Origin of the sequence: Grimontia kaedaensis (assembly GCF_023746615.1) — a bacterium.
Taxonomy (GTDB): domain Bacteria; phylum Pseudomonadota; class Gammaproteobacteria; order Enterobacterales; family Vibrionaceae; genus Enterovibrio; species Enterovibrio kaedaensis.
In genome coordinates, this window is sequence record NZ_CP082275.1 from 2,447,460 (window position 1) to 2,467,708 (window position 20,249).

Annotated in this window: 14 protein-coding genes and 7 tRNA genes; 5 read left to right on the forward strand and 16 right to left on the reverse strand. The window is 47.4% G+C overall.

Annotated features, from left to right (window positions below; genetic code table 11):
* Positions 1 to 92 precede the first annotated feature (92 nt).
* The 12 genes from K6Q96_RS11120 to K6Q96_RS11175 form a co-directional block, all read right to left on the reverse strand.
* Positions 93 to 4,118 (reverse strand): zinc-dependent metalloprotease, encoded by a 4,026-nt coding sequence (locus K6Q96_RS11120; protein ID WP_251875761.1) that lies wholly within the window; start codon positions 4,116 to 4,118, stop codon positions 93 to 95.
* Between the two features lie 12 nt (positions 4,119 to 4,130).
* On the reverse strand, positions 4,131 to 4,934 hold the full coding sequence (locus K6Q96_RS11125) for a hypothetical protein (protein ID WP_251875762.1): 804 nt from the start codon (positions 4,932 to 4,934) through the stop codon (positions 4,131 to 4,133).
* Between the two features lie 705 nt (positions 4,935 to 5,639).
* Positions 5,640 to 5,716, reverse strand: a tRNA-Met gene (locus K6Q96_RS11130).
* Positions 5,717 to 5,753: 37 nt separating this feature from the next.
* Positions 5,754 to 5,829 (reverse strand) — tRNA-Gly (locus tag K6Q96_RS11135).
* Between the two features lie 32 nt (positions 5,830 to 5,861).
* Positions 5,862 to 5,938 (reverse strand) — tRNA-Met (locus K6Q96_RS11140).
* A 37-nt stretch (positions 5,939 to 5,975) separates the two neighbouring features.
* Positions 5,976 to 6,051: transfer RNA gene (locus tag K6Q96_RS11145), tRNA-Gly, on the reverse strand.
* Between the two features lie 32 nt (positions 6,052 to 6,083).
* Positions 6,084 to 6,160: transfer RNA gene (locus K6Q96_RS11150), tRNA-Met, on the reverse strand.
* Between the two features lie 63 nt (positions 6,161 to 6,223).
* A tRNA-Gly gene (locus tag K6Q96_RS11155) sits at positions 6,224 to 6,299 on the reverse strand.
* 4 nt (positions 6,300 to 6,303) lie between these two features.
* Positions 6,304 to 6,377, reverse strand: a tRNA-Cys gene (locus K6Q96_RS11160).
* A 157-nt stretch (positions 6,378 to 6,534) separates the two neighbouring features.
* Positions 6,535 to 7,143: an alpha-ketoglutarate-dependent dioxygenase AlkB family protein gene (locus tag K6Q96_RS11165; RefSeq protein ID WP_251875764.1), complete on the reverse strand. Its 609-nt coding sequence runs from the start codon at positions 7,141 to 7,143 to the stop codon at positions 6,535 to 6,537.
* A 97-nt stretch (positions 7,144 to 7,240) separates the two neighbouring features.
* Complete coding sequence (locus K6Q96_RS11170; RefSeq protein ID WP_251875766.1) at positions 7,241 to 7,849, reverse strand: 2OG-Fe(II) oxygenase; 609 nt, start codon at positions 7,847 to 7,849, stop codon at positions 7,241 to 7,243.
* A gap of 114 nt (positions 7,850 to 7,963) precedes the next feature.
* Positions 7,964 to 9,247, reverse strand: coding sequence for an NAD(P)/FAD-dependent oxidoreductase (locus tag K6Q96_RS11175; protein WP_251875768.1), 1,284 nt, complete (start codon positions 9,245 to 9,247; stop codon positions 7,964 to 7,966).
* A gap of 401 nt (positions 9,248 to 9,648) precedes the next feature.
* Here K6Q96_RS11175 and K6Q96_RS11180 point away from each other — a divergent pair, with 401 nt between their 5' ends.
* Entirely contained in the window at positions 9,649 to 10,692 is a 1,044-nt protein-coding gene (locus K6Q96_RS11180) for an ABC transporter substrate-binding protein (RefSeq protein WP_251875770.1), read from the forward strand.
* Positions 10,693 to 10,754: 62 nt separating this feature from the next.
* Here K6Q96_RS11180 and K6Q96_RS11185 read toward each other — a convergent pair whose 3' ends face one another.
* Positions 10,755 to 11,489: a sulfite exporter TauE/SafE family protein gene (locus K6Q96_RS11185; protein WP_251875772.1), complete on the reverse strand. Its 735-nt coding sequence runs from the start codon at positions 11,487 to 11,489 to the stop codon at positions 10,755 to 10,757.
* Between the two features lie 143 nt (positions 11,490 to 11,632).
* Here K6Q96_RS11185 and ltaE point away from each other — a divergent pair, with 143 nt between their 5' ends.
* The 4 genes from ltaE to K6Q96_RS11205 all read left to right on the forward strand — a co-directional run bounded on the left by ltaE (position 11,633) and on the right by K6Q96_RS11205 (position 17,065).
* Positions 11,633 to 12,643, forward strand: coding sequence for a low-specificity L-threonine aldolase (ltaE, locus tag K6Q96_RS11190; RefSeq protein ID WP_251875774.1), 1,011 nt, complete (start codon positions 11,633 to 11,635; stop codon positions 12,641 to 12,643).
* Between the two features lie 71 nt (positions 12,644 to 12,714).
* Positions 12,715 to 13,638: a DUF808 domain-containing protein gene (locus K6Q96_RS11195; RefSeq protein WP_251875776.1), complete on the forward strand. Its 924-nt coding sequence runs from the start codon at positions 12,715 to 12,717 to the stop codon at positions 13,636 to 13,638.
* A gap of 105 nt (positions 13,639 to 13,743) precedes the next feature.
* Positions 13,744 to 14,511 (forward strand): 3-hydroxybutyrate dehydrogenase, encoded by a 768-nt coding sequence (locus K6Q96_RS11200; RefSeq protein ID WP_251875778.1) that lies wholly within the window; start codon positions 13,744 to 13,746, stop codon positions 14,509 to 14,511.
* A 178-nt stretch (positions 14,512 to 14,689) separates the two neighbouring features.
* Positions 14,690 to 17,065, forward strand: a complete 2,376-nt coding sequence (locus tag K6Q96_RS11205; RefSeq protein ID WP_251875780.1) for a Lon protease family protein — start codon at positions 14,690 to 14,692, stop codon at positions 17,063 to 17,065.
* Between the two features lie 88 nt (positions 17,066 to 17,153).
* On the opposite strand, the gene K6Q96_RS11210 is transcribed toward K6Q96_RS11205, so the two are convergent.
* The 3 genes from K6Q96_RS11210 to K6Q96_RS11220 all read right to left on the reverse strand — a co-directional run bounded on the left by K6Q96_RS11210 (position 17,154) and on the right by K6Q96_RS11220 (position 20,181).
* Positions 17,154 to 18,539 carry a TRAP transporter large permease gene (locus K6Q96_RS11210; protein ID WP_251875782.1) on the reverse strand — a complete coding sequence of 462 codons (1,386 nt, stop codon included), beginning with the start codon at positions 18,537 to 18,539 and terminating at the stop codon, positions 17,154 to 17,156.
* Complete coding sequence (locus K6Q96_RS11215; protein WP_251875783.1) at positions 18,526 to 19,068, reverse strand: TRAP transporter small permease subunit; 543 nt, start codon at positions 19,066 to 19,068, stop codon at positions 18,526 to 18,528. Before K6Q96_RS11215 ends, K6Q96_RS11210 begins: the two co-directional genes overlap by 14 nt.
* 72 nt (positions 19,069 to 19,140) lie before the next feature.
* Positions 19,141 to 20,181 carry a TRAP transporter substrate-binding protein gene (locus K6Q96_RS11220; protein WP_434802167.1) on the reverse strand — a complete coding sequence of 347 codons (1,041 nt, stop codon included), beginning with the start codon at positions 20,179 to 20,181 and terminating at the stop codon, positions 19,141 to 19,143.
* Between the last annotated feature and the right edge of the window lie 68 nt (positions 20,182 to 20,249).

Consider the following 20,249-nt stretch of genomic DNA (forward strand, 5'->3'; position numbering starts at 1 on the left):
AATAATAAAAGTCATATTAACGTTTAATAGACAATTTAACCAAAAAAGAGCCGACAATCGTCGGCTCTTATAGATTAAATCAATACAACTAGTTACTTTTCCGCAAGAACTGGCATTTGAGAAAGCACTTTGTAGTACTCACCGGCAACCGCATCGTAGTTACCTGATACATAGGCACCGAGTAGTGCGTAATCGAGATCCCAAAGCACCTTCTGCTCAGCAGTCGCAGACGCGTAACCCGCAGAGTAAGCATCAACTGCACTTAAAAGTGTTTCTCTATAGCCAAACGCCAGCAGCTCATAGGTTTTCTTAATAGCGTCTACTACTTTAACAACACTGTGAGTTGAACCGCCCTTGAACGACATTGTTGCATTCGCTTTGTCATAAACAACATCGCCACTCTCAATTGCTGCATTAAGATATGCATCCAAAATGGTATTGAGGTCGCCAAGTTTTGCTGCGCTCCAATCTGCAGGTAGAGCAGCAACTGCATCGTTGATGAACGCTGAATCAGCAAAAGTTACTGGCGTGCGATATGCGACAAGAATCCCCAACATATCCCCATAAGCAGTAGTGATTTGCTCATAAGTAGCACTCAATTCAGCTTTCGCATAGTTATCGAGTGTCGACTTCGTCGTGTAACCGTTGCTACCAACTAACTGAGAGGCGTACTCATAGGCTAAAGAATTAGCTTTGGTCACAAAGTAGCGACTATTTGCGATAGAGAAATTCAATGGATCACCCGGAATGATGTCTTCCAGAATAGCAGAATTGATTGAATAACTAGCACGCTGCGCTACTGCCTTTTCTCTAAGATCCAAATCCGAAGTAAAAGAGGACTCTGCCGCGCGATTTAAAATCAAGCCGGCCAAAGATTGACGTTTACCCGTGTCCACGCCAAAGAAATCAAGTGTCCAACTACGGCTCGGTGGAAGTGATTCGATTAACTGAGTTTTGTGCAGGTTTACGTCTACAGTAGCAGTACTTGTAACGTCATTTCCATTTGCATCAACCAACTTCACAGGCGTAGTTAGAGGAGCGCCAGACAACAAATTGTTAACTATGTTGTCAAACTCTGCTTTTACTCCAGGCCAATCCATTAATGAAGAGTGATCACCATCATCAGTCCAACGAAGAGTATAACGTCTCGCAAGTACGTGTGTAGCAATCAATTTATCTGGCCACATACCCAGTGCGGAAACCGCATTGGAGTATGGAACATCGGGGTTCACTGAACGCGTTGAATTTAGGAAACGGCCATTTTCAGTCTCCGCAATAACCTGTACAGCTCCAAATCGACCAAACTGATCTTCAAGCAATGGTTTGATTTCGGCGTCAAAACACGATGCAAAACCTACCTGGTAGTTTGACGGCAACATAAATGAGCCAAGGTTAATGACAGCACCAAGAGATGCGACTCTTTGCTGACCATCTGTGGTAATCAAACACTGATGTTCCGGTGTAGCCATAACATCTAGCATAAACTGAGCAGCACGCTCTGTTGCCAAGCCGTAATCACAGTACCAAGCGTTACTTGCGCTACCAGAAGTACAGCTTTGCTGAGTGAGACGCGCGATGAAATCCAATGGTTTGTCAGAAGCTTCAGCAAAACCATAATTGCGGAATATTCCATCTATCATCTCAGCATGCTCTAACATCTCACGTACTTCGTTCATTTCGCGATAGCGACGAACAATGTAAGAAGGGTAGTCAGAGTTATAAAGGCGACCATCTCGGTAAACAGAAGTATTTCTGCGGTCAAAGCTATCTAAATAGTTTTGCCAGTAATAGGTTGCGATTTCCTCGCGCGTTGTTCCTTCATCAAAGCGGTTACAATCGCTGTTCAGAGAAACATTGCCATCTGTACAGAATGCATAGTCTTTCCTAGCGACGTCAACACCAGTGCTTTCATCCAAAGAATCTAAGTATTCAATAACGCCGTAACGCGCGCTACCAAAGTCATTTTTGAAGTAATCTACATTAACTTGTGCATCCAATCGGTCCAAGTCACAGGTATAAACGAAGCCTGCACTAGGATTGCTTTCATCTGAAAGCCCTTTTTGTGTGCACGCCAACAGTCCCTGATTTACCAATGCACCGGTTTCGGTGTCCACAGCACCAAAAGCTTCTGGAGCAATTACATCTACTTGACGTCCGTAACCGAATTTAAATGCCGCTAAGTCATACAAACCCCAAGTCGGAGTCTCGTCAAGCATACTTGGCGCGTAGTCCATCGTGGAACTATATGCAGGTACTGCGTTCATTCCTAAAGCTCGTGACTGGGCTTCAGTGAAGAAGTTCGCCTTGTCATTAGATGCTTTGAAGTTATGGCGTAGACCTAAGTTATGGCCGATTTCGTGTACAAACGTGTTAGCGTAGGTTGTGACAGTAATGGCGTCGGCAACCTTTGGTTTCACGTCTTCTGGCAACTCATGCCAGTATTTTAGGCGCTTGGTTCCTGTCGTTTCATCAACAACAAAATAGCTATCATCTACCAGAGGAAGGCGGTCGATTTCAGCTTTTGTAGTCGAAGATACCCAAGAAGCCTCTAGCGGATACATGCTATTACGAGCCCAAAAATCTAAGCGACGCTCTTCCTCAAGTTGGATATTCTCAAATTTGTCATCAAATTGACCAGCCAATTCACCAGGAACAAATTCTGTAACTTGGCTAAGCGCAAAATCTTCACTAAATGAAGGTTCATAAGCAGGCACATCAAATTTTTCAAGTGCAGCAAACGTAGCGCGCAATCTTTGATTAGATACTTTTTCCGTGACTTCTGGGGAAGGCGATTGGATCTGGCCATTTGCATCCATATAAGCGAAGCCAGGTGACAACTCTCCTCGATTGTAAACACGCGCCATATTGTCCCAGTATATCTTCACACCAGTTCGCGCGACACCAGAGTATTGATTAACATGAGCTTTGACAATCTCGCCAGTTAAAGGATGGGCAACCGATGGTCCATAACCTAGCAGTCCGTTATCCAGAGGCTCATCAACTAGATTGATGACGTTGTAACGAAGGTCGCCAGGATGTACACCCTCTGCTGAAGCAGGGTTGACAAGACGAATAGGCGGGACACCGGTCTTATCAAGACTCAGTGTTTTGTTCATCTTATCAACAGTTTCAATCGTCGCATCAAGGAAGATTTTGTTCTCAGGCTCGAAGAAGTTGTCTGACAGATAGTAGTCGATACTTGGTAAGCTTGGATTGAATCGGTTCAGATAAACAGCATCTCGAGAGTATTTGTTCGTTACCGGATCAATAACTCTGGTCGACGACGTAAAGAAGCCGATTTCATTCTCATCATTTACAGGATAAAGCACTGGTGTGTAGTCATTTGACTTCACCATGTCTTCATGCACCAGCGAGTAGAAGAAGCGAGATTTAAAACCACCATCGCGTAGAATGTCGTCTATGCCTGCTTTAGTATCATAGCTTATATGACCATCCAGAGCATCAAGGTTGACGCTAAAAGTTCGCTCAAGTTCAAAATTGATGACACCATTTGATGGATCAAACTCCCAATGAATTAGCTCCGCGTCTCCAACCTCGGTCAAGCCATCTTTAACACCAAAAAGTTCAACATAGTTAATATCGACTGTTTCAGTATCTACAAACTTTGGGGTGAAGTGGGTACTGCTTTTGACGCTAAACTTACCATCTTTGATTTGTTCTTCACTGTTTGTGCAGTCACCGTAACTATCTTCCTTACAACGATATGCTGCGAAATCACCAGGTACTGTGACTACAACAGGGAAGTTTGTATTTTCGTCATCCGAGTTTTCAGTTGGAACATTACAAAAACCATTGGCATCTTTGCTAAGAGACTCGTTTGGATAGTTTTTATCGTACTGTCGCACCTCTAGAGCGCTTTCTGAGAAACAAAGCTCTACAAGTTTGGGTACCCCCTGTAAAAACGGGAACTGGCTTAATGCGAAGCGAGGCGCAGCACCAGTTGTCGGTACATATAGCCAACGGCCCTCTTTGAATTCAGAAATCGCTCTTTCTTTATCAGAGCGTGTTTCTAGTGTTTGGTATTCTTGGTCATCTGCCCCACAGCCCGCCAAAACGGCAGCGATGGACGCAGACAATAAAAGTCTGTTTAGCTTCATACCAAAGTCCTTTTAGAATGAATAAGTTAAAGTGGCGGTATATGTGGCCGATCTTTCGTTGAATAATTCGATATTTCCGAGCGTGCCACGCTCAGCGTCGAAATATACACCGGAGTTTGACGCAGACAACGCCCCTGAGAATGAGTCAGTAAACTGGTAGCTCGCACTTAGCTTGCCAACATAGGTCCAGTCACGACGAAAGCCTGCGTAGGTCCACGAAGTACCACCGATGAATGAGCCCGATAAATAGGCATCACCCACGCCATATCCGACACTGGAAACCACAGAGACAACATGTTCTGTAAGCACTTTTCCATTGACGGTTGTTTTGTATTGATGGAAATTTTTGCTATATCTCGGAGCGATAGAAAGATCAAAGCCAGCAGCTTTGCCAGTGATAGAGAGACCAATACGACTCGCCGTAATCAGGTCTTCCTTTCTCGAAGTTTCCGATGTAGGCAGTGTGAACTGAAGCGAAGCTTTTACCTTTCCGGTCTCTCCGAAATCAAACAGGGCCGAGCGAGAAACGCCCAAAACTGTGTTTGTAAAGAAATCTCCGGTTCGATCTTCGTAAGCGCGGTAGCCTCCGCCCGATAGGTAACCTGAATAATCCTCCGAAATTTGATATGTTGCACTCGCACACCAGTTCAGCGATCGAACCGAGCGATAATCATCTTTGTCATGGCCATTTTGGCTGTAATAGACACATGCAGACCCACCCCATGGAGATGATTCTTCAGTGTCAGCGTAAACTGCTGGAGACATACTTGCCGCCAACAAAACGATGCCGCCACATCCAAGCTGCGTCTTTTGCATAGATATCTTCCTTGAACTGCATCCTGAGTTTCGAACTTTTTATTTCAAGTACAAATAAATCGCCTGGCATCTATATTTAATAATGTATGTATATCTAACTAGATATCGCATATATGGAATTAATGCACGCTTTTGTACTCCGAGATAAGTACATCACATTGCATTTAATGATCACCATTTATTCACATTTGATTGGACACATGTCTCATAATTAACAAATATGACACATACAATGTTTCTATATATTTCCACATTCACACATATAGACAATTTAAACTTTATCTCATTGAATTTTTGATATTTATACAGATCGCTTGTTATATTGCATGAAAATTCATACATGGCCATATAAACTAACTATGAAGGGATATGCAGCACATAGATCTGATTTGTCACGAAATCTTACAATTAATGAAAGGACTAGAGAGGCACTTCTTTAGAAGGTTATTCCGAAAAATAAAAAATTACATAGATTTGACGGCAATTAATTCACGAAGGAGATTTACACTTAGTATATTTCCCCTAAGAAGAAAAAGAGATAAGTGATTAAATATCAACCACCACTGCCCAAGGTTTAACTTATATAAAATTCGATTTTAAATTCAACTCATATGAATATTTATTTTAGGTTAGCGAAGTTTTGAGGCAGGTAAAATTTATAGGGGAAAATAAAAAAGCCCAGACTTAGGTCTGGGCTTTCGAATGTGGTTGCGGGAGCCGGATTTGAACCGACGACCTTCGGGTTATGAGCCCGACGAGCTACCAAGCTGCTCCATCCCGCGTCCGTATTTCACCGTTCAGGTACGATGACAACTTAATTGGAGCGACACACGAGGTTCGAACTCGTGACCTCAACCTTGGCAAGGTTGCGCTCTACCAGCTGAGCTAGTGTCGCATGTTACCCGGCTAAGCCGAATAAACTAAATGTGGTTGCGGGAGCCGGATTTGAACCGACGACCTTCGGGTTATGAGCCCGACGAGCTACCAGGCTGCTCCATCCCGCGTCCGTATTTCACCGTTCAAGTACGATGACAACTTAATTGGAGCGACACACGAGGTTCGAACTCGTGACCTCAACCTTGGCAAGGTTGCGCTCTACCAGCTGAGCTAGTGTCGCATGTTACCCGGCAAAGCCGAATAAACTGAATGTGGTTGCGGGAGCCGGATTTGAACCGACGACCTTCGGGTTATGAGCCCGACGAGCTACCAGGCTGCTCCATCCCGCGTCCGTATATCATCGTTCTAGCACGATGAGAGCTATTCCCATCTCTCAATCCCTTTAAAGAGATTGGAGCGACACACGAGGTTCGAACTCGTGACCTCAACCTTGGCAAGGTTGCGCTCTACCAGCTGAGCTAGTGTCGCATCATGGAGGCGCGTCCCGGAGTCGAACCGAGGTCCACGGATTTGCAATCCGCTGCATAGCCACTCTGCCAACGCGCCTTCGTTTGTCTCGCTTCAGTAAGTTGCCTTCCGCTGCGGTACGGTGCGCATTCTACGGATTCGCGTGATCTAGTCAACACTAATTTCGAAATAAAAGTTCGTTCGCTTAAAATCGCGGCAAAGCCGATATAAATCGACCATATTGAGCCTTTTTTGGTCAGGATTTCGCTAAGAAGTTAATATTCCGAAAAGTGAGGTTGATTCTCGCCCCCCTCAGCTTTGCGGTTTTCGGCACTGCATGCTGCCAATAAGTCTGGGTTTTGCCCGCCATAATCAGCAGAGAACCAGAACCTAATTCAAATTCGCGTTTTTCTCCAGTTTGAAGATGACGAAGAACAAAGCGGCGAGTTTCACCAAAACTAAGCGAAGCGATACTCGGCTCGGTACCTAACTCCGTTTCATTGTCTTGATGCCACCCCATGTAATCCTGTCCATCACGATAAAGGTTCGCGAGCACAGAATTGTAAGCCACACCAGACGTTTGCTCACATTGAGACTTCAATGAAACTAATGATTCAGGCATACGTGCAGCCTTAAGGTGAAGCCCTGAATATGAGTAGGCGTCACCAAACCACGCCTGCATTCGAGGTTGCAGCACTTCACGGCCGAACATTTTGATGGGAAGCTGGTCCCAAGGAAGAGATCGGGAGAGATGGTGAAAAATATCAGAAGCGATGCTGGTGGGAATAAACTCAGGCTCCCAGAACAGTCTCCCGTCTGGAATGTCTATCCATCCTGTATGCTGAAAAAGATCGCCCTGAAACATCTCACCTCCACCCAATGGTCTGTTGACCCTAAGTTATCAGAGATGAAGATACCGTTTTACCTCCCAACAATCGAGCGAGATAAAACGGTACAACAAATTAGCGAGATGGGTCGACGCGGTTTCCACGCATGCCGTTCACACGGAACCAGCCTGCAATGCTGTAACGCTCTCGGTTGGTCGGAAGTACCTCATGAGGAAACTCCTCCGATAGGAACACCAGCAAACGTCCAGCTTTCGGCCAGAGGGTATTGAGATGGTTATCGTTGATATCATAAATCACAATCTCGCCACCATCTTCGTCCGCCCACTCATCATTGAGGTACATTACCGTGGTTAAACGGCGGTTGGAACGGCCTTCGAAAGTATCGAGGTGTTTTTGATAGAAATCGCCAATGTCATAATGCGCGAAGTGCGCTTCATACTCGAACAAACCCAAAAAGAAGTGGCGGTTGACGTCGTTCTTTATCGCTTCCATTCGAGAGAAAAAATCGTCCGAGGCAGGATGCTTTCCGCGTTCCAGCCAAGAAATCTTGTCACTACGGATTTGTTTGTTGGTATGGTGCTGCAGGTGTCGTCCGATGCCTGCAGGTTTCATGCTTTCAGGAATGGCATCACGAAGTTGTTCGACTTCTTCTGCATTCAGGAAATCATCCCACACGTACCAACCTTGGGTATGAAGTGCATCTAATAACTTATCTGTGTTCATTGTCTGCACCTCCAAATACAAGGGGTAGCGAATCTACCCCTTGTGCCAGTGCTGCTTCAAATCACAGATTTTATGGAAAGGATTTAAAAATCTAATCGTGAGATGGATGTGCCATTAGTTCGCCAGAGCGTCTTCCATTTTGGCTTTCCAGATCGCCATCGCGAGCGCAGGTTTACGCAGCACTTTCGGCGTTGGGATCCAGCCATGATCGATACGTGAGAACACGTCAAAGCGCCCCGCCTGCCCCGCTATTGCTTCAGCAACAACGCGGCCTGCAATATTGGTCAAACCAACGCCATGACCAGTGTAGCCATGAGCTGTATAGATATCGTTACCCAAATGCGAGATTTCCGGCATGTAGCTGCGGGTCACCGCAAACAGACCACCCCAGTGATATTCCATCTTCACGTCACCCAGCTGTGGGAAAACTTTCAGCATACGTTGACGCAGACGCTCCTGACTGTCTGAATACTCGCCATTGAACGGATGGTTCACACCGCCGAACAGAATGCGTCCGTCAGCGGTCGGGCGGAAATAATCCAGACAGTTATTCAGATCAGACATCGCCATCTTGTTGGTGATTGGCTGACGATCGTCAAGCTGCTCGGTTACAGCGATGTAAGAAGCCACAGGCAGCACTTTTGATTGCGCCTTGCGATGCAGGCCATCAAGGTAAGCGTTACAAGCCAGCAGAACCTGTTTTGCTTTCACGCTGCCCTTTGCGGTTTTTACCGTGTTAAAGCCCGCGCCTTTTTCCAGTTTGATCACAGGGCTGTTTTCATAGATCTCTGCGCCAACGGAAATCGCCGCTTGCGCCAAACCCAGTGTGTAGTTCAGGGTATGAACGTGACCGCTGTTTGGGTCGAATAAGCCCCCCAAGTAACGACGGGTGTTCGCTACCTGCTCAATTTTGTCAGTATCCCACCACTCAGCAACTGGATAGTTGTAACGACCATGCTTCAGCTCATGCCAGGACTTCAGCTCTTTCTCCTGACCTTTATTCAACGCCAGCTCGATGTAACCCTCCTGAAAGTCACAATCGATGTTGAACTCGCTGATGCGTTCACGAATGATATCGATAGATTCAACGGACAAATCCCAAAGCTGCTTGCCCCATTCTGGGCCATACTCTTCGTCCACTTCGCGAAGACCCAGACAGTAACCCACCAGCGCCTGACCACCATTACGACCTGAGCCACCAAACGCGATGCGTTGGCCTTCCAGCACTACCACGCTCATGCCCTTCTTACGAAGTTCAATGGCTGCGTTTGTGCCCGTCAAACCCGCGCCGATAATACAAACGTCTGCTTGAATATCACTGGTTAACTCTGGCTGTTCAGGCAAAACATTTGCCGTTGCTTGATAGTAGCTATCGATATACCCGTGTTCTTTCGCCATTTCGCGACTAAATCCTGATAAAAGGGTTAATTAAAAAGATGGCGAATATTCGCACTAAGCCACATTCCAAGCAAGGGATTCTTGCCCCTTGACCAAGCTCAAAAATAACTGGGTTCGTTGATGCTGTGCGCGGCGCACAAATTGGCACCTTTTCAAGGGGATTCTCATTGACAGAGGGGACAAATGTTTTGATGATGCGCGTTCATTTTTCAGCTTGGTATTTACCCAAACTACCTCAAGGCGCTTTTTCAGCGAAAAGACAGGTTTTGTGAGGGGCATGGTGGAAGGCGAGTAAATGGTTCTACTCCCAATCATGCTATGAGCAAGACACGTAGGCGAGAGGACGGAAATCTGCCTGTGCCTTAAGGTAGTTTGGGTATGCCACTTAAGGATAAAATCAAATGAACCAATATCTTAAAGGGGTGAAAGCGGCAAGCATCGCACTTACCGCAACAGTTTCTTTCAACGTTTCTGCAAGCGATGAAGTGCTGAATATCTACAACTGGGCCGAATACATGCCAATGGGTGTGATTAAGGCGTTTGAGAAGGAGTACGATGTTTCAGTTAACTATTCTACGTTTGAAAACAATGAATCCATGTATACCAAGCTGAAGTTGCTTGATGGAAAGGGCTATGACCTTGCGTTTGCATCGACATACTTTATCCAGCGCATGAGCGACGAAGGCATGTTGGCGAAAATCGATAAATCGAAAATCCCACATGTTAAGGACATTATTCCTGGTCTGATGGGTCAACCATTCGACAAAAACAATGACTACTCCCTGCCTTACATCTGGGGCGTGACGGCTATCAGTTACAACGGCGACATCGTTGATGGCAGCAATGTGACCAAATGGGCTGATCTTTGGAACGACGAGTTCGCAGGCCAAATCATGCTGCTCGACGACGTGCGGGATGTTTTCGGCATGGCACTGAAAGCCAAAGGCTACAGCATCAACACCACCAATGAAGCAGAGATCAAAGAAGCTTATGAAATGCTGAAAGATCTGCGTCCAAATGTCGTGGTTTACAACTCAGATGCACCGCACGTACCTTTTGTGACGGGCGAAGTCGGTATCGGTCAACAGTGGAACGGTAACGCCTACCTGGCGCAAGCCGAGATGGAAAACATCGAGTTTGTTTACCCAGATGAAGGCTCAATTCTTTGGATGGATAACTTCATCATTCCGAAAGGCGCAGAGAAGGTCGACCTGGCACATAAATTCATCGACTTCCTGTACCGCCCTGAAAACCAAGCGGCAATGGTCGAAGAGCTGGGTTACCCAGCACCAAGCAAGCGTGCAAAAGAAAAACTGTCTGCGGAATACACTGAGAACAATGTAATTTTCCCATCAGACGAAGATGTTGAAAAAGGCGAATTCACTAACGATGTGGGTGAAGCGGTCAGCATCTACAACCGTTACTGGCAATTGCTGAAAAGCTAACTCGCTTTAACGAAAAAACCGCGGCCATGAGCCGCGGTTTTTTTTATTCTGATGAGTTACAGCTAATTCGACGACTTAAAGAAAAGCATGTGTGCCGCACTCAGTGAAATCGCCCCACGCACAATCAACTTAAGCTGCTCTGCAGAAATTCGGGCAAACACCTTGTAGCCAATAAACATCCCGATAAACAGCGCCGGCAAACCACTCGCACTCGCCTGTAGGGTTTCTGTGTTAATCAAACCTAGACTCACCAAGCCCACCAGCTTCATGATATTCAAGGTCAGGAATGCCCAAACCCGTGTCGCCACATAGGCGGATTTATCCATTTTCTGCTCAAGGAGGAACAGTCCCATCAGTGGGCCAGCGGCATTTGCCAGGACTCCAACAAACCCACACAATGCACCAGCAACACTCGCCGCATAACGATTGGTGAAAACAGGGAGCGGATGGTAATCCAGCCAGATTGACATACCGAGTAGTGTGAAAATCAAAATACCCAGAATCGTCATGAAAGTATGTGGGTCGATGTTACCCAATACATAGGTGCCACCGATGACGCCAAGCGCGCCAAAAGGCAGGAGTTTTGCCAGTACACGCCAATTCACATTTTTCCGGTAAGTCAGCACGGCTATAAAGTCGGTAAGGAGGTAAAGCGGAATGATCACACCCAGCGCTTCCGGCCCAGGAAATGCCAGCATAGTCAGCGGCAAAATGATAAGCCCCATCCCACCGATTGAGAACTTTGAAAAGCCTGTCACAAGACAGGCTAACGAGATGAAAACCAGCGACATATCCATATATTTCCTCCCCTTGGTATCGACCCCGCCCTTCTGACTCAAGTTATGGACGACAGAATGATTCCTGATGTTTTGTAATTACTTTTTCTTCAATGAGGAGTAATCTGCTTACTCGATCATAGATGTAATCAGGACAGATAAGAATGATTGATTTTCGCTCAGACACAGTGACACAGCCGGATCAAAAAATGCGCGAAGCCATGGCTAATGCGCCCGTGGGTGATGACGTATATGGTGACGACCCAACGGTCAATGAACTGGAGCAGTGGGCTGCTGAGCGCCATGGTTTTGAGGCAGCGGTATTTACCTCATCAGGCACCCAAGCAAACTTGCTGGGTATTTTGGCACATTGTGACCGTGGTGACGAATATTTGTGCGGTCAACAAGCGCACAATTATAAGTATGAGGCAGGTGGTGCAGCAGTGCTGGGCTCGGTACAACCTCAACCCATCGAAAACAACAAAGACGGAACCCTGTGCTTTGAAAAGCTCGCGGCAGCGGTTAAACCGGATGACTCTCATTTTGCGCGTACCAAACTCTTCAGCTTAGAAAATACTATTGGCGGTAAAGTACTGCCCTTGGAGTATCTGGCGAAAGCAAGAGAGTTCGTGAATAAACACAACCTGAAACTTCATTTAGATGGCGCGCGTGTATATAACGCATCAGTGGCTATGGGTGTAGATATTAAGGAAATCAGCCAGCACTTCGACTCCATGACCATTTGTTTGTCAAAAGGTCTCGGTGCACCGATTGGCTCTTTGCTGTTAGGCGATGCTGACTACATTCAGCGTGCACGTCGACTGCGTAAAATGGTCGGTGGCGGCATGCGCCAGGCTGGCATCTTGGCGGCAGCAGGTAAGATTGCCCTGACGGAAAACGTCGAACGTCTCAAAGATGATCACGACAACGCCCGTTACCTGTCTGAAAATCTTGGGGCGATTCCGGGTTTCAACACCTTTATCTACCCGGTTCAAACCAACATTGTTTACGCCGATGTTGCAGCACATATCGACATTCATTCGATTGCTTCAACGTTGAAAGAACAGGGGATTCTGTTCTCGCCTTCTCACAAGGCAATGCGTTTTGTGACTCACAAAGACGTGAAGAAATCTGACATAGATACGCTACTTTCGGCTATCGAAAAACAGCTCTGAGCGGTTTTTTGAATTAACGATGAAAGAGGCGGTTATCCGTCTCTTTTTGTATAGATAGAAGAGGAAAAACCATGGCAGGGGCCAGCCTTCTTACACTGCTTGATGACATTGCCACGATTCTGGATGACGTTTCCGTCATGAGTAAAATCGCCGCGAAGAAGACGGCGGGTGTACTGGGTGACGACCTCGCCCTCAATGCGGAGCAAGTTTCCGGTGTAAAAGCCGACAGGGAGTTGCCCGTCGTTTGGGCCGTTGCCAAAGGGTCCTTTCTCAACAAACTGATACTCGTTCCCGCGGCTCTGGCTATCAGTGCGATTGCACCTTGGCTGATCACTCCTCTTCTTATGCTGGGCGGCCTTTTCCTTTGTTACGAAGGTGCAGAGAAAGTACTGCATACCTTCTTCCACAAAGATGAAGAGCATCCCGCCAGTGAAGCGCAGGACTTCAATACCGCTACGCTGGATGCCGCAGAATACGAAGCGCAAAAAATAAAAGGCGCGATCAGGACGGACTTTATCCTCTCGGCCGAAATCATTGTCATCACGCTAGGTGTAGTATCAGAAGCTACCTTCCTCACCCAAGTTGTCACCCTGTCTGGCATAGCGTTTTTAATGACGATAGGCGTTTATGGCTTGGTCGCGTTGATCGTCAAAATCGATGATGCAGGACTTTATCTCAGCCAGAAAGCAGGCAGTATCAAACAAGCCGTAGGTCGCGGTCTGCTCTCCTTTGCACCCTACCTGATGAAAGGGCTGTCTATTGTCGGCACCGTCGCCATGTTCTTGGTTGGCGGTGGCATCCTCACCCACGGCATACATGTGCTTTCTGAACTCATTACAGACGCTGCTCAGGAAACTGCGCTGATACCGACAGTGGGCACTGTGATTTCTGCGCTGATACCAACACTGCTTAATGGTTTGATTGGATTGGTAGCAGGGCTGATTATCGTTGGACTCTTTAGTTTGGGCAGTAAACTGAAGCCTTCAAAGTCATAAGTGTTAACTTCACGACCGATTTGCGTACTACTACGGATTGCCACATTTCTTGTCTACCCTTAACGTTGTTTGGATATAAATCAGTCAACGTTAGGGAGAACGGAAATGACGGCAAAACATGTATTTATTACTGGTGGTGCAAGTGGAATTGGCTTTGGCATGGCGCAGGGTTTTGCCCAAGCAGGCCATAAAATCACTCTTTCAGATATCAATAAAGAAGCGCTGGATAACGCCGTCAGCAAATTGAGAAGCCAATTTGATGTGGATGTTCAGGGCGTTGAACTGGATGTCACCAACTCCGAACAATTGGCTTCTGCGCCTTCTCGTGTTGATGCCCCAGTCGATATTCTCGTTAACAATGCAGGCATCCAATTTGTCTCCGCGCTGGAGCAATTCCCCGAGGACAAATGGCGTCTTATCATCGACATTTTGCTATGCGGCCCAGCCATGCTGACCAAAGCCTTTCTTCCTTCCATGTATGAATGCAACTTTGGGCGAATCATCAATGTTGGCTCCATTCACAGCCTTGTCGCCTCGCCGTATAAATCCGCCTACGTGTCTGCGAAACACGGCTTGTTGGGCTTTTCCAAGACCATCGCGCTGGAAAGCGCAGAGCATGATGTCACCATCAACACGCTTTGTCCTTCTTATGTGAAAACACCGCTGGTGGAAAATCAAATCATGGCACAGGCGCAGAATCACGGCATTACGGAAGAAGAAGTGATCAACACTATTATGCTTAAGCCGATGCCGAAAAAAGCCTTCATAGATCTGAGTGAGCTTGCCGACACTGCCCTTTTCCTATGCTCCCCAGCGGCAAAAAATATCACAGCACAGGCAATCACCATCGACGGTGGCTGGACAGCACACTGATTCCTTGCTCCCAAAGCTGAACCATATCGACTACTTTTTGCGCACTTGTTCACTATAATCCGGTGAATAAAGTGCGCCAGTCCACATTGCCAACACGTCCGCGATTCTTTATCTCAAAATCAGTAAGTTAACGGCGCTACACTGAGTTTTATGAGAAACACAGTGAAAGGAGAGCGCTATGCCACATCAGCCATTAACCAGTGACATGCTCTATCGCACTTCACAGCTGACCAAACTCGACGTTTCATCTACCAAGCATCTTGAACCGCTCGAAGAGATTGTGGGGCAGGATCGTGCTCGTCAGGCCGTTGAGTTTGCGATGTCCATTAAGGAAAAAGGCTACAACATCTACGCAGTCGGCCAGAACGGTCTTGGCAAGCGCACCATGGTGATGCGCTATCTCAGCCGCCATTGGCAATATACCCATCCGGTTTATGACTGGTGTTATGTCGCCAACTTCCAGGACTCCCGCGTACCGAAAGTGCTGCAAATGCCAGCTGGCCGCGGTCTCAAGCTGAAAAAAGATCTTGAGAAAATGATGGGACGTCTGGGGAAATCCCTGCAGCTCGCCTTTGACAATGAGATGTATTACTCCCGCGCTGATGCACTCAAAAACCGCCTGACAGAGATGCAGGAAGGTGCCTTGGGAGAACTCAGCCAGGAAGCAAAGCTGCAAAGTGTCAGCCTTTCCATCACAACCTCCGGTGACTATCAGTTCATTGCCTTGAATGGCGAAGAGCCGCATACCGAAGAAACCTTCGACGCTCTTTCTCAGAAAGAACAGGAGCATTTCGATCAGGCCATTCGCGATTTGGAAATCCAGCTCCGCGGATTGGTGCGCAAGCTGACCGAGTGGGAAGAAACTTACGCTGAGAAACAGCAAAAGCTGGATGAAGAAATTGCAACCGAAGCCATTTCCCATCATATGGTTAAGCTGATCGAGTCTTATTCTGACCTGCCTCAGGTGAAAAAATACCTGAAAGAAATGCAAGGCGATGTACTGGAGAACCTCGATATCTTCCTGCAGGAAAGCGAAGAACAAGCCGCCCTCGCCTATGCGGCGCTGGATAAGAAATTGCCGCGTCGCTATCAAGTCAATGTGTTGGTCGCGCAGGAAGAGGAAGTGCCGCCGGTGATCGTGGAAGATAGCCCGACCTACCACAACATTTTCGGCTATGTAGAAAACGCAACCTACAAAGGCACGGTGTTCACCGATTTCTCGTTGATCCGCCCCGGCAGCATCCATCGAGCAAACGGTGGCGTTCTGCTGATTGATGCGGTGAAAGTTCTTGAGCGTCCTTACGTTTGGGACGGCTTGAAGCGTGCGCTGAGCTCGCGTAAAGCTTCGCTGAGTTCACTCGAGCGCGAAGTGACCCTCAGCGGCACTATATCTCTGGAACCAGAGCCAATTCCACTGGATGTAAAAATCATCCTGTTTGGCGACTATCACACCTACAAACTGCTGCAACACTATGATGCAGAGTTCAGTGAGCTGTTCCGTGTCACCGCAGATTTTGAAGACGACATGCCGCGCAATGAAGATAGCGAAATGAAGTACGCCATGTTCATTTCCAGCATTTGTCACGACAACAACCTGCTGCATTGCGACCCCGGAGCCATTGGCCGAATCATTGAGCACAGCAGTCGTCAGTCCTGCGATCAGGATAAGCTTTCCCTACACTCAGCCGATATTGCGAACCTGCTGCGCGAATCGAACTATCAGGCCAGAGTCAGCAATGCCAACATCATCCGAGCATCCCACGTCGAAAAGGCGCTGGCGAGCCGCGACATGCGTGTCAGCCGCTTACGTGATCACGTCATGGAAGGTTTCACCACAGGAACAACCCTGATTGACACCAAAGGCAAAGCCGTGGGTCAGGTGAACGCGCTCTCCGTGCTGGCAACCAACGATTTCAGCTTCGGTGCACCTAACCGAATCACGGCGACAACCTCGTTTGGTGATGGCGCTGTGCTGGATATCGAGCGCAGTGTCGAGCTGGGTGGCAGCATTCACTCTAAAGGTGTCATGATCCTAACTGCCTACCTGTCTTCGCTGTTGGGTAAACAAGCGAAAATACCGCTGACCACTCGCATTACCTTTGAGCAATCTTACGGTGGTGTGGATGGCGACAGTGCTTCTATGGCGGAATTTTGTGCGATTCTGTCTGCGATTTCCGGTATACCGCTGCGTCAGGATCTGTCTATTACAGGTTCAATGAATCAGTTTGGTCAGGCACAACCGATTGGTGGTGTGAACGAGAAAATCGAAGGCTTCTTCGACGTATGTACTATCAAAGGACCTAAATCTTCTCAAGGCGTGATTATTCCCCGCTCCAACGTGCACAACCTGATGCTACGTAAAGACATCATCCATGCCGTTGAAAAAGGGAAATTCCACATCTACGCCATTGATCATGTCAGTGAAGCTATCGAACTGTTCACGGGTATCCCAGCAGGAAAACCAGATAGCAAAGGCAAATTCAAAACTGATACTGTGCTGCATAAAGCCGCGGAAAAGCTGGATGCACTCAGAAAGAAAAGTTCAAAAGCCTAATCGCATAAGGTAATGAGCAAAAAGCCGACTGAAAAGTCGGCTTTTTCTTTGTGGCAAGGATTTGTTGAACTGTGTTGGTTAGCCCAGATTAACCATAAGCAATTGACGGTAGCCAGAGTATCAGGTTCGGCCAGAACACCAGCATCACCAATGCCAGCAGTTGAAGGATAATGAAAGGAATCACACCCTTATAGATATCCATCAGTTTCACTTCCGGAGGGCATACCCCTTTCAGATAGAACAACGCAAACCCAACGGGTGGCGTTAAGAAGCTGGTCTGCAAAGCCATGGCCACCAGCATGACAAACCAAACCAATTCTGGATTATCCAGCCCCGGATAGTCGCCAATGCTCAAATCTAAACCTAATACCACAGGCGCTAACAGCGGCAGCACAATCAAGGTGATCTCAATCCAATCAAGGAAGAAGCCCAACAGGAAAATCACCAACAGGATGAAAGCCACAATGCCGTAAGGGCCAAATGGTAAGGCTTCAAAGGCACTTTCGATAAACTCGTCGCCGCCCAGCTCACGCAGCACCAGTGCAAAACAGGTCGCACCAATAAATATCGCGAAGATATAAGCGGTAGTTTTGTAGCTGTCGAGCAGCACTTCTTTCAGCACTTCGAGCGAGAAGCGCTTGTAGTAAACCGCCAGCAAAATAGCACCGAATGCACCCACACCTGAAGCTTCTGTTGGTGTCGCTATCCCCGTGAAGATAGAGCCTAACACCACAATGATCAGCATGAAGGTTGGCACAATCGCTTTGGCTACATCTTTGATGACTGCCCAATCAACGCCTTTCGCATCTTCCGGCAAAGGCAGGGAATCTGACTTCACCACACCCATGATCAAAAGGTACACAATATAAATTGCACCCAGCATCAACCCCGGGAACATGGCCCCCATAAAGAGGTCACCTACAGAAAGTCCCAGCTGATCTGCCATGATCACCAACATAATGGAAGGCGGCAGTAAGATCCCCAGCGTACCCGCAGAAGCAACAGTACCTAACGCAAGTGGTAGGTTGTAGCCTTGCTTCATCATGGCGGGCAGAGACATAGTCGCCAGCAATACGACAGATGCACCGATGATTCCCGTCGACGCCGCGAGGATAATACCAATCGCCATGACCGTAATCGCCAAACCACCATGTACACGGCCAAACAACGCCTGCATCGCATGCATCAGACGATCCGCGACACCAGATTTATCCAGCATGTTCCCCATGAATATGAACATCGGTAAGGCCACCAATATCCAGTTGTCCATGATCTTATAGAGACGATTAACCACAAGCCCGAGAGTGGTGAAGTCCAGCCCTGTCCAGGTGTCGAGGTAGATATCGCTGTAATAGCCAATGAGAGCAAACGCGACACCCACTCCGCCCAGAACCCAAGCAACTGGAATGCCGATGAACAGCAGTACGATGAAGCTGCCAAACATCGCCAGAATAAGAATCTCATTCGCTTCCATGCGAACCTCCTTTTTTCAGGTAAGTCACTGCGCGGAGCAATCGGGCAAGGCTGGCAAATGCCAACAAAGCCGCACTGAATGGAATCGCGGATTTGATCAACCATCGCCAAGGCAAACCAGAAGGCGCATTCGAGCGCTCATTGACCCGCCAAGCTTCATATACAAAATCCAGAGAGTGAATGAAGATGACGTACATAAACGGCCAGACGAAAAACAGCACAGTGATGATTTCTATCCAGGATTTGGTTTTCTGCGAAAAACGGTGATAAAAAATATCAACCCGAACATGTGTTCCGGTGATCTCGGCATAAGACAAACCAAACAAAACGCCGATGGCATAGAGGTGCCACTGCAACTCTTCCAGCGCAATTTGGCCATTATTGAAAACTTTTCGAAGCACTACCTGCGTGATGATAACCAGAACCAGAATGAGATAGCTCCAAGCCAGTGTGCGTCCGACAACCCGGACGAGATGCTCAATGCTGTCTGCAAGTGGTGAAGCAGGGAGTGAGTGAGAAGGCTGGGTCATAACGAGCTCCTACACCCATAGAAAAAGGAAAAATGGGCAGCATCCTGCTGCCCAAAACTACGCAACCTGTTATTAACCGCGCGGCAGGAACCCTTTCGATTCCCAGATCTGGTAGTTTTTACGGAAGTCAGACATGTCAGCCCATACTTTTGCGAAGTAAGGATCTTTTTTCTGCTCTTCCACCACTTCCAGCCAGGTAGATTCAAACAAATTCAGCATTTCTTCGTTCCAGTAACGCAGTTCAACGCCTTGTTCCTGAGCTTTCTGCATCGCTTCAAACTGCATCGCCTCGCCTTCTGCGATGGAGTTGGTCATTGAAGCCAGACATAGCGTTTCCAAAGCAGCTTGCTGATCTTTTTCCATGCCATTCCATGTATCTTTGTTGATCAGAAGTTCAAACATGGTCGCTTGCTGGTGCCAGCCAGGGAAATAGTTGTATTTCACAATCTTGTGAAAGCCCAAACGCTGATCGATAGCTGGCTGAGAGAACTCACTGGCATCAATCGCACCTTTTTCCAGTGCACCGAAAATTTCACCGCCTGGCAGTTGCACGGTACCCACGCCCAGTTTCTCCATCACTTGACCACCCAGACCGAAGAATCGCATCGTCAGCCCTTTCAGGTCTTCAGGCTTATCAATAGGTTTTTTAAACCAGCCTGACGTTTCTGGTGAGATGATGGCGCATGGAAGCACTTTAACGTTGTAACCTGCTTCGTCGTACATGCCTTGGTAGAGTTTCAAACCGTTACCGTAGAACATCCACGCCATGTATTCCGGCGCTTCAGGACCAAAAGGTACTGCTGAAAACAAGGCTGCTGCTGGCATTTTTCCTTGCCAGTAGCCTGCTGTTGCATAGCCAGAGTTCACTTTACCGCTTGATACTGCATCAAGAATTTCCAAAGGGGCAACCAGCTTGCCTGGCTCATAAACTTTCATCTTGATGGTATTGCCTGAAATTGGCTGAACTCGCTCAGAGACCCACTTTATAGGTGTGCCGAGCGCAGGTAGGTGTGTACCAAATGCGATAGGCGTTTTTAGCAATACTTTGTCAGCCAGTGCTGAGCCTGAAAAACAAAGTGTTGCTAAAGCGACCGCTTTGATTGATGTTGACATTGCCTTTTTCATTGTCCACTCCTTGGTGCGCAGCTTCACTTTTTGGGATGTATTTAGATGCTGCATAT

Bases quoted from the DNA above. Each gene is read 5' to 3' on its own strand.
- K6Q96_RS11125 (WP_251875762.1), bottom strand. From the start codon at position 4,934: ATGCAAAAGACGCAGCTTGGATGTGGCGGCATCGTTTTGTTGGCGGCA.
- K6Q96_RS11205 (WP_251875780.1), top strand. From the start codon at position 14,690: ATGCCACATCAGCCATTAACCAGTGACATGCTCTATCGCACTTCACAG.
- K6Q96_RS11170 (WP_251875766.1), bottom strand. From the start codon at position 7,849: ATGAACACAGATAAGTTATTAGATGCACTTCATACCCAAGGTTGGTAC.
- K6Q96_RS11185 (WP_251875772.1), bottom strand. From the start codon at position 11,489: ATGGATATGTCGCTGGTTTTCATCTCGTTAGCCTGTCTTGTGACAGGC.
- K6Q96_RS11200 (WP_251875778.1), top strand. From the start codon at position 13,744: ATGACGGCAAAACATGTATTTATTACTGGTGGTGCAAGTGGAATTGGC.
- K6Q96_RS11180 (WP_251875770.1), top strand. From the start codon at position 9,649: ATGAACCAATATCTTAAAGGGGTGAAAGCGGCAAGCATCGCACTTACC.
- K6Q96_RS11175 (WP_251875768.1), bottom strand. From the start codon at position 9,247: ATGGCGAAAGAACACGGGTATATCGATAGCTACTATCAAGCAACGGCA.
- K6Q96_RS11215 (WP_251875783.1), bottom strand. From the start codon at position 19,068: ATGACCCAGCCTTCTCACTCACTCCCTGCTTCACCACTTGCAGACAGC.
- K6Q96_RS11210 (WP_251875782.1), bottom strand. From the start codon at position 18,539: ATGGAAGCGAATGAGATTCTTATTCTGGCGATGTTTGGCAGCTTCATC.
- K6Q96_RS11165 (WP_251875764.1), bottom strand. From the start codon at position 7,143: ATGTTTCAGGGCGATCTTTTTCAGCATACAGGATGGATAGACATTCCA.
- K6Q96_RS11195 (WP_251875776.1), top strand. From the start codon at position 12,715: ATGGCAGGGGCCAGCCTTCTTACACTGCTTGATGACATTGCCACGATT.
- ltaE (WP_251875774.1), top strand. From the start codon at position 11,633: ATGATTGATTTTCGCTCAGACACAGTGACACAGCCGGATCAAAAAATG.
- K6Q96_RS11120 (WP_251875761.1), bottom strand. From the start codon at position 4,118: ATGAAGCTAAACAGACTTTTATTGTCTGCGTCCATCGCTGCCGTTTTG.
- K6Q96_RS11220 (WP_434802167.1), bottom strand. From the start codon at position 20,181: ATGTCAACATCAATCAAAGCGGTCGCTTTAGCAACACTTTGTTTTTCA.